The sequence below is a fragment of the Streptomyces sp. NPDC050997 genome (genome assembly GCF_040660135.1).
Classification (GTDB): Bacteria; Actinomycetota; Actinomycetes; order Streptomycetales; family Streptomycetaceae; genus Streptomyces.
This window is the reverse complement of record NZ_JBFAGK010000003.1, coordinates 104,013-118,457: the sequence shown is the minus strand read 5'-3', so window position 1 is coordinate 118,457 and position 14,445 is coordinate 104,013. Positions and strand designations below refer to the sequence as shown.

13 protein-coding genes and 2 pseudogenes are annotated in these 14,445 nt (G+C 69.6%); 4 read left to right on the top strand and 11 right to left on the bottom strand.

Annotated elements, in window-relative coordinates:
• The first annotated feature begins 174 nt into the window (after positions 1–174).
• The gene (locus AB0H86_RS07000; protein ID WP_362435193.1) at positions 175–1,839 is read left to right on the top strand and encodes an MDR family MFS transporter; all 1,665 of its coding nucleotides are present in this window, start codon (positions 175–177) and stop codon (positions 1,837–1,839) included.
• On the opposite strand, the pseudogene AB0H86_RS06995 reads toward AB0H86_RS07000, so the two are convergent.
• From AB0H86_RS06995 to AB0H86_RS06970, 6 genes and pseudogenes are all read right to left on the bottom strand, one after another.
• Positions 1,778–2,063: pseudogene (locus AB0H86_RS06995) on the bottom strand (NADP-dependent oxidoreductase); the annotation flags it as partial. The gene AB0H86_RS07000 and the pseudogene AB0H86_RS06995 sit on opposite strands and share 62 nt — an antisense overlap.
• Positions 2,064–2,141: 78 nt before the next feature.
• A complete protein-coding gene (locus AB0H86_RS06990; RefSeq protein ID WP_362435189.1) occupies positions 2,142–2,495 on the bottom strand; it encodes a leucine zipper domain-containing protein in 354 nt (117 codons plus the stop codon).
• A 140-nt stretch (positions 2,496–2,635) separates the two neighbouring features.
• Positions 2,636–3,808 carry an ABC transporter permease gene (locus tag AB0H86_RS06985; protein WP_362433940.1) on the bottom strand — a complete coding sequence of 391 codons (1,173 nt, stop codon included), beginning with the start codon at positions 3,806–3,808 and terminating at the stop codon, positions 2,636–2,638.
• Between the two features lie 11 nt (positions 3,809–3,819).
• The gene (locus AB0H86_RS06980; protein ID WP_362433938.1) at positions 3,820–4,533 is read right to left on the bottom strand and encodes an ABC transporter ATP-binding protein; all 714 of its coding nucleotides are present in this window, start codon (positions 4,531–4,533) and stop codon (positions 3,820–3,822) included.
• On the bottom strand, positions 4,530–5,747 hold the full coding sequence (locus tag AB0H86_RS06975; RefSeq protein WP_362433935.1) for a peptidoglycan-binding protein: 1,218 nt from the start codon (positions 5,745–5,747) through the stop codon (positions 4,530–4,532). The genes AB0H86_RS06980 and AB0H86_RS06975 overlap by 4 nt, the downstream gene beginning before the upstream one ends.
• 14 nt (positions 5,748–5,761) lie before the next feature.
• A complete protein-coding gene (locus AB0H86_RS06970; RefSeq protein WP_362433932.1) occupies positions 5,762–6,271 on the bottom strand; it encodes a hypothetical protein in 510 nt (169 codons plus the stop codon).
• Positions 6,272–6,401: 130 nt separating this feature from the next.
• Here AB0H86_RS06970 and AB0H86_RS06965 point away from each other — a divergent pair, with 130 nt between their 5' ends.
• Positions 6,402–7,058, top strand: coding sequence for a response regulator transcription factor (locus tag AB0H86_RS06965; protein WP_362433930.1), 657 nt, complete (start codon positions 6,402–6,404; stop codon positions 7,056–7,058).
• Positions 7,055–8,251 (top strand): ATP-binding protein, encoded by a 1,197-nt coding sequence (locus AB0H86_RS06960; protein WP_362433927.1) that lies wholly within the window; start codon positions 7,055–7,057, stop codon positions 8,249–8,251. The genes AB0H86_RS06965 and AB0H86_RS06960 overlap by 4 nt, the downstream gene beginning before the upstream one ends.
• 167 nt (positions 8,252–8,418) lie before the next feature.
• On the opposite strand, the gene AB0H86_RS06955 is transcribed toward AB0H86_RS06960, so the two are convergent.
• The 3 genes from AB0H86_RS06955 to AB0H86_RS06945 form a co-directional block, all read right to left on the bottom strand.
• Positions 8,419–8,844, bottom strand: coding sequence for a hypothetical protein (locus AB0H86_RS06955; protein WP_362433925.1), 426 nt, complete (start codon positions 8,842–8,844; stop codon positions 8,419–8,421).
• 108 nt (positions 8,845–8,952) lie between these two features.
• Entirely contained in the window at positions 8,953–9,450 is a 498-nt protein-coding gene (locus AB0H86_RS06950) for an FBP domain-containing protein (protein ID WP_362433923.1), read from the bottom strand.
• Positions 9,451–9,503: 53 nt separating this feature from the next.
• Complete coding sequence (locus AB0H86_RS06945; RefSeq protein ID WP_362433922.1) at positions 9,504–11,051, bottom strand: MFS transporter; 1,548 nt, start codon at positions 11,049–11,051, stop codon at positions 9,504–9,506.
• 888 nt (positions 11,052–11,939) lie between these two features.
• Between AB0H86_RS06945 and AB0H86_RS06940 the strand changes: the two genes are divergently transcribed.
• Positions 11,940–12,374 (top strand): hypothetical protein, encoded by a 435-nt coding sequence (locus AB0H86_RS06940; protein ID WP_362433920.1) that lies wholly within the window; start codon positions 11,940–11,942, stop codon positions 12,372–12,374.
• A 131-nt stretch (positions 12,375–12,505) separates the two neighbouring features.
• Here the strand turns inward: AB0H86_RS06940 and AB0H86_RS06935 are convergent.
• Both AB0H86_RS06935 and AB0H86_RS06930 read right to left on the bottom strand, forming a co-directional pair.
• A pseudogene (locus tag AB0H86_RS06935) lies at positions 12,506–12,854 on the bottom strand (CocE/NonD family hydrolase); the annotation flags it as partial.
• 175 nt (positions 12,855–13,029) lie between these two features.
• Complete coding sequence (locus AB0H86_RS06930) at positions 13,030–13,284, bottom strand: hypothetical protein (protein WP_143638266.1); 255 nt, start codon at positions 13,282–13,284, stop codon at positions 13,030–13,032.
• Positions 13,285–14,445 lie beyond the last annotated feature (1,161 nt).

Genomic DNA, 14,445 nt, shown 5'->3' with positions numbered 1-14,445 from the left:
CCGGGTGGCAGGTCGATCCACCGGCGCCGGATCGGATACCGCCCGTTCCCGATCCCTCGAAGCATTCCCGTCAGGTGGCGCTCGGTACCCAGTGTGTACGCCACCTGCTGTCCTTGATTGGAAGACTCCGTGACTACCGACTATTCCCCTGCGACGAAGCCGGAAGCGGTGACGATGCCGCCCCGGCAGGTGCTTCAGACGGTTTCCGGGCTGGTGGCCGGCTTGTTCGTCGCCATCCTCGCCGGAACCGTAGTGGCCAACGCGCTGCCCCGGATCACCGCCGAGTTGGGGGCGAGCCAATCCTCGTACACCTGGGTGATCATCGCGGAGCTGCTGGCCATGACGGCCACCGTTCCGTTGTGGGGCAAGCTGTCCGACCTCTACAGCAAAAAGCTGCTCCTCCAGATGTCGCTGGGCCTGTTCGTGGTCGGCTCGCTCGTGGCCGGGTTCTCCCAAGGTGTCGGCATGCTGATCTTCAGCCGGGTGGTGCAGGGCGTGGGGGCCGGCGGACTCACGGCACTGACGCAGGTCGTGATGGCGGCCGTCATTCCCCCGCGGAAGCTGGGCAGGTACTCCGGCGTCTTCGGCGCCGTCTTCTCCGGCGCCACCGTGGCCGGCCCGCTGATCGGCGGCCTCCTGGTGGACACCTCCTGGCTCGGCTGGCGGTGGTGCTTCTTCATCGGTGTGCCCTTCGCACTCCTTGCCATCGCGCTGCTGCAGCGCACACTGCACCTTCCGCACGTCCGCCGCGAGGTGAAGATCGACTGGCTCGGTGCCCTCCTGATCGTCGCCGGTGTCAGCGCGCTGCTCATCTGGGTCTCGATGGCGGGCAGCACGTTCGACTGGTTCTCCTGGCAGACGGCCGCCCTGGTCGGTGGCGGAACGCTGCTGCTGGCGGCGGCCGTCCGGGTCGAGTCCCGGGCCGCCGAGCCGATCATCCCGCTGAGCATCTTCCGTAACCGCACCGTGGCGCTGACCAGCCTGGCCTCCCTGCTGGTCGGTGTCGGCCTCTTCGGCGGCACCGTCTTCCTCTCGCAGTTCTTCCAGGTGGCCATGGGCAAGTCGCCCACGACCGCCGGTCTGATGAGTCTGCCGCTGATCCTGGGATCGCTCGCCGCCTCCACGTTCGCCGGACACCGGATCAGCGCGACCGGCAGGTGGAAGCGGTACCTCGTGGCAGGCACCGTCCTCATGACCGCCGGCCTCGCCCTGCTGTCCACCATCGGATCCCACACGCCCTTCGTTCTGCTGAGCGTCTACATGGCCGTCCTGGGGACCGGCGTCGGCATGCTGACGCAGAACCTGGTCCTCGCCGCGCAGAACGACGTGCCCGCCGACACTCTGGGCAGCGCGACCTCCGTCCTGTCCTTCTCGCGCAGCATGGGCGGGACCGTGGGCACCAGCGTCCTCGGGGCGGTCCTCGCCCACCGCGTCGCCACCGAACTGGCCGCCGGCCGCACGGCGGGAGGTGACACGCCGGGAGGTGGAGCCGGGCACGGTGTCCCCGACGTGATCACCCTGCCCGCGCCCTTGCGCTCGCTCGTGGAGAACGCCTACGGCATCGCCACCGCAGAACTCTTCTTCTGGGCCACCCCGTTCGCCCTGCTGGCGCTGATCGCCGTCCTGTTCATCGAAGAGAAGCCGCTCAAGACGACCACCAGCACGGAGCGACTCGCCGAGGAGAGCGCCCTCGCCGCCGGCGGCCGCGCCCTCCCGACCCCCGCCGACACTCCCCGTGCCGACCTCGCCGAGGCGTCGACCAGAGGCAGTGGAGGGTGCCCAGGCGCCACCCGCCTGCTTGGTCGGCGACCGTCGCGACGCGCGTCGGCTCGCCCGTGATCGCGACGAGGTCGACCAGCGAGCCGGAGCCGCAGTGTCGAGTGTCAGGTCGACGCAGTGCGGAGCGAGAGCGGTGAGGCGCTGTGCGAGGCCGGGGCCGTAGGTGGTGGGAACGGCGCCGAGAGAGGTGGGGAGTGGTTGCGTTCACTGGCTGTCCCGATCACGGTGGCACCTTGTGCTACAGCGATCTCGACTGCCGCGCTCCCCACGCCTCCCGCGCTCCCCACGCCTCCCGCGACGCCCTCGACGCCCGCGACGCCCTCGACGCCCTCGACGAGAAGGGTGCGCCCCGCAGGTCGAGGTCACGCAGTCCGTTTAGGCCGCGACGCACGAGGATGCGGTGGCCGGCGCCACGGTGACGACGTGCAGCCGCTCAAGTTCTGCGGCGAGCCGGGCAGGCCCGTACCTGGTCTGGCGCCGCAGCGCTTCCACCAGGTCGGCGATGCCCTCGCCGGTGCGCGTAGGGCAGGCAGACGGTCGGGAGGAAGGTCGAGCAGGCCGTCCTCGCCGTGTGTCCGCCATCGGGCATACCACTTCGCCAGGCAGCGACGCGAGATCCCGGCTTCCGCCGCGATGTGCGCGATGGGGCGTCCAGCGTCGACGCGTAGGCACAACCGGAGCCGCCCTTCCGGGGTGAGGGGCGCGTTCGCGTGCACAGTCAAGACCCACCGCGTGCCGCAGCTCGTGCTGCGGAACGCGGGCCTCCGTTCGTATCGAGCAGGATCATCGAGCAGCCCCGGAGTGGGACGGGCAGGACGCGATCGGGCATCCGGACCTTGGACGTGCCCGCCTGGGATCAGGCCCCGGACAGCGCCTCCGTCGGGGGCAGCCGGGACGCCCGTACGGCGGGGTACAGGCCGGCCAGGGCCCCGATGGCGAGGGTGGCGAGCAGGCCGCCCGCCATCGCCCAGGCCGGGACGACTGCCGGCCAGCCCTGCGCGACGGCGTACGCGGTGGTGACGCCCACCCCGATGACGACTCCGGCGATCCCGCCGAGTCCTGCCAACAGCTGGGATTCCGCGAGGAATTGGGTGCGGATGTCGCCTCGCCGTGCGCCGAGGGCGCGGCGCAGGCCGATCTCGGCGCGCCGTTCCAGGACGGAGATGACCATGGTGTTGGCCACGCCGACCCCGCCGACAAGGAGCGCAACGCCGCCGAGGCCGAGCATCAGGCCCGTGAAGGCTTTGTCGGTGGCGCCCTTGGCGGCGAGGGCGTCCGAGGGGCGGCTGATGGTCACTTCGGTGGGAGCCTCGGGGTTGACGGTGGCGGCGAGGACGTCGCGTACGGACGTGACCGCGCTGTCTGCGGTGCGGACGTAGATTGTCGTGGGGTGTCCGTCGAAGCCCAGGTACCGCTTGGCGGCGTCCCAGCCGACGAGCGCGCTGTCGTTCAGCTCGGGTGCCAGGAGCGCCTCGTCGAGGATGCCGACCACGCTGAACCACTGACCGCCGAGCCAGACCCGGGTGTCCGGGCCGACTTCCCCGATACCCAGGCGGTCGGCGGCGCCGCTGCCGAGTACGACGGCCGGGTACTTGGCGGTGGCGGCGTTGAGCCAGTTGCCGCGGGCGAGAGAGCCGCCGACGGTGTCCAGGAGGTCGAGGCGGGCGGCCTTGACGTTGATGCTGCCGGTCTCGGCGGCCGGGATGTGGTCGTTGCGATAGACGTACGCCGTCACCTTGCCGGTGCCGGTTGCGGACTCGACCGGGGCGATCCGGCCCGCCATGTCGATGGAACGCTCGGGGAGTTTGGCCTCGCCGCCGGTGAAGGTCCGGCCGGGGGACGCGGTGAGGAGGTTGGTGCCCAGGCGGTCGAGAGTGCGCTGCAGTTCGGCGTGGCTGGAGGTGGAGATGCCCACCACGCCGATCATCGCCGCGATGCCGATGGCGATGCCGAGCGCGGAGAGGAAGACCCGCAGCGGGCGGGCGCGCAGCCCGGAGGCGCCGACGCGTACGACGTCGCGGGTGCTCATGCGGGAGACCTTCAGCACGCGGACACCGCCTGAACGTCGCCCTGGGCGTTCTGGGCGGAGTCGTGCACGATGCGCCCGTCGCGAACGTGGACCTGGCGGGGCAGCGAGGCCGCGATCTCCCGGTCATGGGTGATGATCACGACGGTGGTGCCGTCGGCGTTCAGGGCGCGCAGCAGGTTCATCACGGTGGTGCCGGAGTGGGAGTCCAGGGCGCCGGTCGGCTCGTCTGCGAGGAGCAGGCTCGGCCCGCCGACCAGGGCGCGGGCGATCGCGACGCGCTGCTTCTCCCCGCCGGACAGTTCGTGCGGCCGGTGGTACACCCGGTGGCCCAGGCCGACCCGCTCCAGGGCGGTGCGGGCCACGCGGCGGCGTTCCGCGAGCGGGATGCCCGCGTACAGCAGGCCCTCGGCGACGTTGTCGAGGGCCCGTACGCCCGCGGTGAGGTGGAAGTGCTGGAAGATGAAGCCGATGCTGAGCGCGCGCAGCGCGGACAGCTCCCGGTCGCCCAGGCCGGCGATGTCGTGGCCGTCGACGGTGACGGTGCCGCTGCTGGGCCGGTCCAGGCTGCCGATCATGTTGAGCAGGGTCGACTTGCCCGACCCGGAGGGCCCGACGATGGCGACCAGCTCGCCGCGGCGGATGTCGAGCGAGACGCCGTCGAGGGCGGTGACGCCGCCGGCGTACGAGCGGGTGATGTGGTCGAGGCGTACGACGTTGTGGTTCATCGCGGCACCCCGACCTTGTCGCCCGCCTTCAGGCCGGCGCCGGTGATCTCGACCCGGCCGTTCGCGAACATGCCGGTCTCCACCGCGACCGTGCTGCTGACGGAGCCCTTGACGACCTGGACGCCGTAGCCGCCCTCCGACAGCGCGAGGAGCGCGGAGATGGGCACGGTCAGCACGTTCCTCTTCTCCGCGGAGGTGATCTCCACATCGACGGGCGCGCCGTCGTAGCTGCCGAGCTTGCCCCTGTCCTTCTTGTCGATCTGGACGGTGACCTTGATGACGGTCTTGCCGTCGCCCTCTCCCGGAGCGCCGTCCCCGCCTTCAGTGCTGGCGACCTTGCCGACGGAGGTGATTGTCCCGGCCGCGTGTGCACCGTCGGGCAGGACGACGGTGACCTTGTCGCCACGGCGGACGAGTTTCTGCTTCTTCGCGTCGAGGTCGATGGCGACAAGCTGGCTGGTGCCGGTGTATGTCAGCACGGGTGAGCCGGGCTGGAGTTTCTGGCCCTTCTTCACCTCCTGGCCGGTGACGCGTATCTCACCGTCGGCAACGACCAGGTCCGCGGGCTTGACCGTGCCCGTCTGTGGCACTCCGAGGTGCTTCTGCCAGCGCTTGACGGCCGCCGCGGTCTGGTCGGAGTACTCCTCGTCGGCGGTGAAGCCGGTGTAGCCGAGGGCCGCCAGGGCCCGTTCCGCCTCGGCGACGTCGGGGCCTTTCGTGCCGGCGCGCAGTTCGCGGTAGAGAGGTGTGTCGCCGTAGATGAGGGGGATGGGCCGCCCGTCGGCCTTGAGCACGTTCTGGCCCTGCTTGATGGTGGCACCGAGCTTCGGCAGCCAGGTCACGGTGCCCGACGCGCCGCTGGTCAGGGGCTGCTTGTCGCCGTAGCCGAGGCTGCCGGTGACGGTGTCCTGCTGGGCGAGGTCGGAGCGGGTCACCAGTGCGGTCGCCGGCGGCAGGCCGCTGCCCTTTTCGGACTTCTCGCCGTTGCCGCCGCCGAAGCCGTACGCCGCCACGCCGGCCCCGCTGAGGACGACCGCGAGGGCGATCAGTGCGGCGGTGGTGCGGGCACGGCGGCGACGCGGTGGGGCGTACTGCGGGCCGTCTGGTGACCTGCCCGCCGAGGTCCCTGACGGATCCTTTACCGGGTCCGTTTGAGAGGGAAACTGGTGCATCCGGGTCGTCTCGTCGTCGGTGGATTCGGGTGTGTGCGTCATGTCGGTCTCGCCCGTCACCGCTGGGCTGCGGGGTTGACGGCCTTGCACTTCTCGGCGGCCGCCTGCAGCTTGTCCATGTTCGCGTCCTCGAGCGGCATGCCGCCTGTCTCCGGGTCGGGATCCGGGGCGTCATAGCCGTTGGCCCGCAGGCACTTGACGTATTTGCGCGCCTGCTCGAGCTGCTTTGCGTCAGGTTTCGGTGCGTTCTGCATGTCCTGCGCGGTGGGCGCGAACTCCTTGCACGCCGCGAGCGCGGCCTGCACCTCCTCGGGCGACGCGGTCTGCTCGGGCGCGTCCTCGCCGGCCTTCCCGCTCCCCGGCGCCACGCCCCGCTCGGCCAGGCAGGCGTTGTACTTCTTGGTCTTCTCCGCGGGCGTGAGCTGCTGCCCGCTCCCCTTCTTGTCGCCGCCTGCCGACGCGACGTCGTCGTTCCCGCCGGTGCCGCCCCCGCAGGCGGCCAGGCTCAGGCTCAGCAGCGGTATGGCTGCCAGCAGCCCCCAGTTGGTGCGCGAAATGGTACGCATGCGCTCGGCAGTCCCTTCTGTGCCGGGTCCCTCCCGGCGTCGGGGACCAGTAGAGGCGGGGCCCGGTATCCCCTCCGTAACCGCAGGCGGTTACGTCCTGGTTATCCCGGCCTCTGGCACTCTGGGGATCATGAGAGTGCTGATCGCCGAGGACGAGCGGATGCTGGCCGACGCCGTCGCCGAGGGGCTGCGTGAGGAGGCGTTCGCCGTCGACGTCGTGCACGACGGGGATTCCGCTCTGGAACGCCTTTCCGTGAACGACTACGACGTGCTCCTCCTGGACCGCGATCTGCCCGTCGTACACGGCGACGAGGTGTGCCGGGCCGTCGTCGAATCCGGCGGCCGCACCCGCATCCTCATGGTCACCGCCGCCTCCGATGTGCCCTCCCGCATCGAGGGCCTCGCCATCGGAGCCGACGACTACCTCACCAAACCCTTCGCCTTCGAGGAGCTCGTCGCCCGCGTCCACGCCCTGGCCCGCCGCGCCCAGCCCGCGGGCCCGCCCGCCTACGAACGGGCCGGCCTGCGGGTGGAGACGGCCCGCCGCGAGGTCTACCGCGACGGCCACTACGTATCCCTCGCACGCAAGGAATTCGCCGTCCTGCTGGAACTACTGCGGGCGGACGGCGCGGTCGTCTCGGCCGAGGAACTCCTGGAGCGGGCCTGGGACGAGCACATCGATCCGTTCACCAACGTCGTCCGCGTGACCGTGATGAAACTGCGCAAGAAACTCGGGCAGCCGCCGGTCATCCAGACCGTCCCGGGCTCGGGGTACCAGATCCCATGAGGATCACCTCGCGGCTGCCGCGTCTCCCCATCCGCGTCCGGCTCACGCTCCTGTACGGCGCCCTGTTCATGGCCTGCGGCGTGATCCTGCTCGGCGTGACCTATCTGCTGCTCGACGCGGGACTGACCGACCGGTTCGACGGCGTGGCCCTGCAGATCACCAAGGAGGGCGGGATCGCCCCGGTACCCGAAGCGTCCACCCACAACCTCCCGTCGGAGCCCGCCGCCGGACTGGCCGGCAGTCCCGAGCTACGCGAACTCCAGGACCGCTACCGGGCCGCGACCCTGCAGTCCCTGCTCCGCCAAGGCGCCCTCGCCCTGGGCGTGCTCACCGTCGTCGCCACGCTGTTCGGCTACCTGATGGCCGGCCGCGTGCTGCGTCCCCTCAACCGCATCTCCCAGACCGCGCGCCGCATCACCTCCCGCGGCGACCTCAGTGAGCGGCTGGCCTTCACCGGCCCCCGCGACGAGGTCACCGAGCTCGCCGACACCTTCGACTCGATGATGGGACGCCTGGAGAAGTCCTTCCAGGACCAGCAGCGCTTCATCGCGGACGCCTCCCACGAACTGCGCACGCCCCTCGCCATCAACCGGACCCTGATCGAGGTGGCCCTGCGCCGCAAGACCGCAACCGAAGACACCAAACGCCTCGGCACCTCACTACTCGTCGTCAACGAACGCAACGAAAGACTGATCAACGGCCTCCTCGCGCTGGCCAAGGGCGAGACAGAGGTCGCCAACCGGACACCCGTCGACCTCGCCGAACTCGCCCGTCACACCGCCGAGTTGCACCAGTCACAGGCAGCCGAAGCAGGTATCGGCCTCCGGCTCGACACCAGGCCCGCCACCACCTCGGGCAACGCCGTGATGCTGGAGCGCATCATCCACAACCTGCTCGAGAACGCCATCCGCTACAACGAACCGAACGGCTGGGTCCGCCTCACCACCCGCACCACCCCGCACGGCACCGCAACCCTCACGGTCGAGAACACCGGCCCCGTGGTCGCCCGCCAGGACATCGAGGCGCTGTTCCAGCCTTTCCGCCGCCTGGGAGCGGACCGCATCGACTCCGAGCGGGGCTCGGGCCTCGGCCTGGCGATCGTACGAGCCATCGCGCGCTCCCACGACGGCGATGTGACCGCGGCCCCCCGGGAACGCGGCGGGCTCATGGTCACCACCACCCTCCCACGGTGAGAGGCCCCTGCGCGAAGGGCTCTTCCTCCGGTGCCTCGGGTGCACCCCCGACAAGCTCAAGTGCTGTGCGCTGCGCCGGAGTCGGGTGCGCCGGGAGGTACAGGTACCAGACACCACGCCATCAACCTCATGAGATGGCACCCCCTGGACGAATAAGTCCGATGTATTCAGTGATCGAATGCGACCAGCGACCGCGTGCTCGGGGCGCCGGTCTTTTGGTTGCGCCAGATGGCGGCGGCCATGGCGAGGATGCGCTGGGCGACACGGACGGCGATGCCCTCGAAGGTCCGTCCGCCGTGCTGCTCCAGGTCCAACTGTCCCTTGAGGGTGTCGTTCACGGACTCGATCAGCTGCCGCACCGACTTGAGCAGGCCCTCGCCCTTGCGCTTCTTCTCCCGCTTGAACGAGGGCCGCAGCAGTTCGGGCCCACGCATGACCAGGTCATTCTCGAACTCCTTGGAGGCGAAGCCCTTGTCCGCGATGATCAGCAGTCCGGGCCGGTCGGCGACCAGGTCTTCATCGACGTCGAGCATGGCCTGGAGCACTTCGCGTTCGTCGAGTTTCGGGTTCGCCAGCGCCCACAGGATCGGCATCCCGGTCGTCGTGCGTCCGGCGCGTAAGACCGGAGGAGCCGCGAGGAGACGGCGGTTCAAGGAGTGGTCAGGGGCTCGGCGACGATGGCCGTCGAGCCCCTGTCGGTCTCAGTGGAAGACCCGCTCCACGAACGCGTCGAGGTTGCCGCGCAGGCGCTCGATCTGCTGCTCGACAGTGAGGGACTCCTCCATGCGCCCGCCCGGTGCCGCCTTCTTCCTGCCCCGTACGTACAACGAGCAGTCCAGGTCGGCGCAGATGTAGAGGCCCACCGAGTTGCCTCCGCGGCCGGCCGGGCCTGCCTTGGGGGCGGTCATGAGGGAGACGCCGCTGCCGGGATGCGTGGTCAGGCACAGCGAGCACAGGCTGCGCCGCAGGAAGCCGCGGTTGCCGGAAGGGGAGCGCAGGGACAGGCCGACGAGTTCATCGGCGCGTTCGACGACGAGATACCTGCGATCGGGCGCGGACAGATCGAACCAGCCCAGGAAGTCCAGGTCGTCCCAGTGGTCGAGGTCCGCCAGGTTCTTGGGCAGGGGGAGGCGTTTGGCCTCGCCCTTCGAGCAGTTGACGAACGAGGTACGGATGTCGTGCTCGGTCAGCGGTTTCATGGAAGATCCTTCGAGGGGTGAGGTGGACGGTGGCGGGACACGACCCCGGCTCGCTAGGCCGGTGCGTCGTTTCCGGCGTGCTTCGGCGTCTTGTGCCGTACGGTGAGGCCCGCTACCAGGGCGGCGAGCAGCAGGACGCCCGCCGAGCACCAGTAGGCGACGGAGAAGCCGTGCACCATGCCTTCGTCGAGGGTCGCGCCGCCGTGGCCCGGATCGTGCACGTGCGAGTGGACGTAACGGCTGGTGGCGCCGGTGGCGATGGTGTTGAGCAGTACGGTGCCCAGCGAAGCGCCCATCTGCTGAACGGTGTTGAGGACAGCCGAGGCCACACCGGCGTCCTGCGCGGGCACGCCGGCGGTGGCCGTCGCGTAGACCGGCATGAAGGTCAGGCCCATGCCCAGACCGAGCAGCAGCAGGGCGGGCAGCACGTGCGGGACGTACTGCGCACGCACGGTCAGGCTGCTGAGCAGCACCATGCCGGCGGCGGCCAGCACCATGCCGGACGACATCAAGGTGCGCGGCGCCGTGCGTGGCAGCAGGCGGGCCGCGATCTGGGTCGCGCCGATGACGATACCGGCCGAAATCGGCACGAAGGCCAGGCCCGTCCGCACCGGCGGGTAGCCGAGGACGACCTGCAGGTAGTACGTCAGGAACAGGAAGACGCCGAACATGCCGATGGTGGCCAAGCCCATCGTCGCGAGCGATCCGGCCCGGACACGGTCCTTGACGATGCGCAGCGGCAGCAGCGGGCTCGCCGCGCGGCTCTGCCACCACACGAAGGCGGCGAGCAAGATCACGCCGGCCACGAGCAGCGTGAGCACCGACGGGCTGGTCCAGCCGCGAGGTTCGGCCTCGCTGAAGCCGTACACGAGGGCGACGAGCCCGCCGCTGCCCAGCAGCGCGCCCGGCACGTCCAGGTGCCCGCCCCGGCGGCCGGAGCGGTCGCGCAGGAAGGCCGGTGTGCCGAGCAGGGCGGCCAGCGCGATGGGCACGTTGACGTACAGGGACCAGCGCCAGTTCAGGTACTCGGTCAGCAGACCGCCCACGATCAGCCCGACCGCGCTGCCGCCGCCGGCCAGCGCACCGTAGACCCCGAACGCCTTTGCCCGCTCCTTGGGGTCGGTGAACGTCGTCGTCAGCAGCGACAGGGCCGAGGGCGCCAGGACCGCCGCGAACGCACCTTGCAGGGCCCGCGCCGCGAACAGCGTCCCGGGACCGGCCGCCGCGCCGCCCAGCGCGGAGGCCGCGGCGAACCCGGCCAGGCCGATGACGAAGGTGCGCTTGCGGCCCACCAGATCGGCGATCCGGCCGCCGAGCAGCAGCAGCCCGCCGAAGGCCAGCGTGTAGGCGGTGATCACCCACTGCCGGTCGGCGTCCGACATGCCGAGAGCGCGCTGGGCGGAGGGCAGCGCGATGTTCACGACGGTGCCGTCAAGGATCACCATCAGCTGGGCGAGGGCGATGACGGCCAGCGCCCACCAGCGCTTCGGATCCGGTTCCGGTGCCTGAGTCGCGGCGGGAACCTCGCGGTCCGGGGAACGGTCGGTGGCCGTGGAAGGGGTGGACGGGAGGGATTCCCCTCCGGGACGTTTCTTGCTCATGGCGATCACGCACGTTTCGTGTCGAAGTGCTGTCGAGACAGCCGGCCAGGGACGGTCGCAGTGGTGACGACGGGCCGGTGTACGCAGCACGGAGACACGGCATGGCGGTGGGGCAGCGGGAACCGCGGACAGCACCCGGGGCCTGCCTCACCAGTTGCGTGTCACTCACGCCGGCGCTCTTGCCGGTCGTGAGGCGGAGAGGCCGAGATCACGGTGACCAGCAAAAGAAGGGCCCGTCTTCGGGCGCGCGCCCCCGCGGCCCGCGCGGCGACGAACCGCGCAGGCCGGGACATCTCGTGACGCGGCATCTCAGGAAGATGCCGAAGACAAGAAACAAGAAGGGGGAAGAGTTACCGCGCGCCGTAGAGGAGGGAGGGCACACGGCCGGAGGCAACTATGGCCGCAACGCATTCAGCACGGTCCATGTCTCTCGCCTCCTTCCGGGCAGGGCACGCGGTGCGTGTCGACGCCGAGCGCGCCGAACGGGGCGGCAGAGAACCTGCCGCGCGAAATCTCGTACAGGGTATCCCATCGACGCCACCGCGCGACCGGAATTGCCGACCGCCCGCGCGCACACGGGGTTTGACGACGGCCGTCGTCAAACCCCTTCCGTGTGCGCGCCCAGCATGGGTGATTGCTTGGGGGTGGAAGTCCCTGGGGGAAGAGGTGGTGCTAACCCCGAGCCGGGAGTATTAGCGGGAAGCCGTTGACGATGTCTGACAGCTGCTGGTGCAACCCCGACACGTATGCGGCCTGGCCGCCGCGGGGCTTGATGTCCAGCACGACCCAGGTGCCGAGTAGTCCTGCTGCTCTCGCTCGACCAGAGTGCTGCGTTCCTCTGGGTCGACGTCGTCAGACAGGACGTCGACGACCTCGACGTCAGCTTCCGTGGGCTCGGGAGCGATCCTGTGGGCGCTGGCGAACCCGAAACTCGACGAACGCGAAGTGCTCCAGGTCATGCTCGACGTCGATGAAGACCTGGTCGCCGACCGGCCCGGACTGCTGATCATCGCGGACAAGGGCTTCGCCTCCAAGGAGTTCGAGAATGACCTGGTCATGCGTGGGCCCGAACTGCTGCGGCCCTCGTTCAAGCGGGAGAAGAAGCGCAAGGGCGAGGGCCTGCTCAAGTCGGTGCGGCAGCTGATCGAGTCCGTGAACGACACCCTCAAGGGACAGTTGGACCTGGAGCAGCACGGCGGACGGACCTTCGAGGGCATCGCCGTCCGTGTCGCCCAGCGCATCCTCGCCATGGCCGCCGCCATCTGGCGCAACCACAAGACCGGCGCCCCGAGCACGCGGTCGCTGGTCGCATTCGATCACTGAATACATCGGACTTACTCGTCTAGTTCCACGAGGTGAGCGCCGGGCACTCCGTGTGCCGCTTCTCCTGGTCGGCCTGGCCCGGCAGCGCTTGTCGCCATCCGGCGACTGCCGGAGGTACGAAGATGTTTGTACGCGTCGAACGACTTGCCGTTCATGTCCACTGCGCCTGTGGGACCACGACTGCTTCGCGCTCCAGTTGATCGCGGCCTTCACATCGGCCTGCTCGCCGGGTTCGCCGAAGTCGGGACAGCCGGTGGAACGGCCGAACCCGCGCGTATAAACCATCACGAAGGCGTAGCCCTGCCCTTGTCGAACAGGTCGGTGCCTCTCATGAAGTTCTGGAAGCGCTTGGACGGACCGGTGCGCTCCCAGCCTTCGGGCCCGAGCTCCCCGGAGTACCCCAGTACGAGAGTGCGAGCTCGTCGACAGGCTGACCGACGCTTTCTTGCCGTTGGGCAGCTCTACCGGAAGCAGGATGTCGGGGACCCCGCGCCCGACGCGGTTGCGACCGTGCTGGCCAGCGGGCGAACGGGCCCCACCCAGAGCCTGCGGCCCGAACGGCAGCAGACGGACCGGGCTGTTGGTGAGACAACGGGGAGCGGCCACCCTGCGCAGCGCGCCAGGGTGGCCGCCTCTTCTGCGCCTTGCGAAGCGGTCAGCGCACCCAGACGGTGTACTCGGCGCGACCACCCGGACCGTCGCACCACACCTCGTCATACCCGTTGTGCTGGGCGTTCGGCAGCTCCTCAGCCTCGCACTGCCTCTTCGAGTCATACGTCATACCGCCAGCCACGTGCCAGCCGCTGCCGGGTGGGGGGACGGCGACTGCGCTGGTGGCGGTCAGCGGGACTGCTATCGCTGCGGCGCCGACGGCGAGGCCGACGGTAATGCGGGAACGCCACGACTTCATGAGCTCTCCTTCTGTTGGCTGCACTGTCCCTAGGTAAAGCACCCGGGATCCGTGCGTGGTGCCTCTGCGGCTTGCAGCATGTCTTGATCGACACGCCGCCCACGGAATGGCACTAAGCGCCAGTTTGGCATTTAGTGACTTCTATGGCCATCCTCGGTGGAGTGACCTGAGTCACAGCAGAGTGTCTACGCTGAGGCCGTGGCAGCAGACCTTGACCGCACTCGAGAGAGTCCACGGGCCACAAGAAGGCGGTAAGGGTTGGTAGGTGATCTGCCGTCACCTGAACGGATGGGGCTGGGGCACCCCAGCCGGTCGCTCGGCTGAACACCGTGAGCAAGGACTGCTCGATGCGCGGGTCTGTCCAACGTGAAGTCCATGGTGCAGGGACTCGCCGCCCCCTGCGAACTGCAGGGCGGTCTCCAGTGGGAAGCGACCTACGACGGGCTGCGGGTCGCCGAGGCCAAGGGCAACGGCGGTGGTCACAATCGGCTGTCCGGGCAGGGCCATCGCCGACGTGCGCCGCGCACCTCGAAGGCCGGCCACGGCTACCCAGGCCCGCGAGCACGGCATCAGCCGTGGCGCCGTGCGCACCGCTGTGGTCGACCTCATGCCCGACCACAGCGCGGCCGACCACCAGGCCACATCTGCCACGGGCAGTCGTCACCCTCGATACGCCGGGCAAGTTCGCCGAATTCCTCCGCGTGACCGAGCTGGACGACACCGAGTGGGCCACTCCACCGCCGCTCCCGCCGTGCACTGCCAAGCCGTTTGACGGCCCCCAGGGCGCCCCGACCGTCCCGGGTGCAGCGCAAGGCCCGCCGGGAGTACGAGATGGACGGTTGCGGTTCCGGTGACGTCGGCCAGACGGCCAGGAAAGCTCGCTGCGGCGTGATGGGTTCCCGCTCTCCGGTGGCGAATTCACCGGTCGCGGACGGTATTTGTGGGGTGTACGGGACGCGGTCCGGGTACGGCGGTGTTCCCTTGCGGTGTTTGTCTTGCCGTGGCGCGATTCTTTCTCCGTCGCCACTCGTCACAACGACTGTGGCGCCGACGATGATCAACCGGAGCCCAAGTGATGGACGTGAGCTCGACACTTGGCTCCATCAGCCACCATGCGGCGAACGCGGCAACCAGAGTCTCCAGCACCGGCCTTGATGTCGC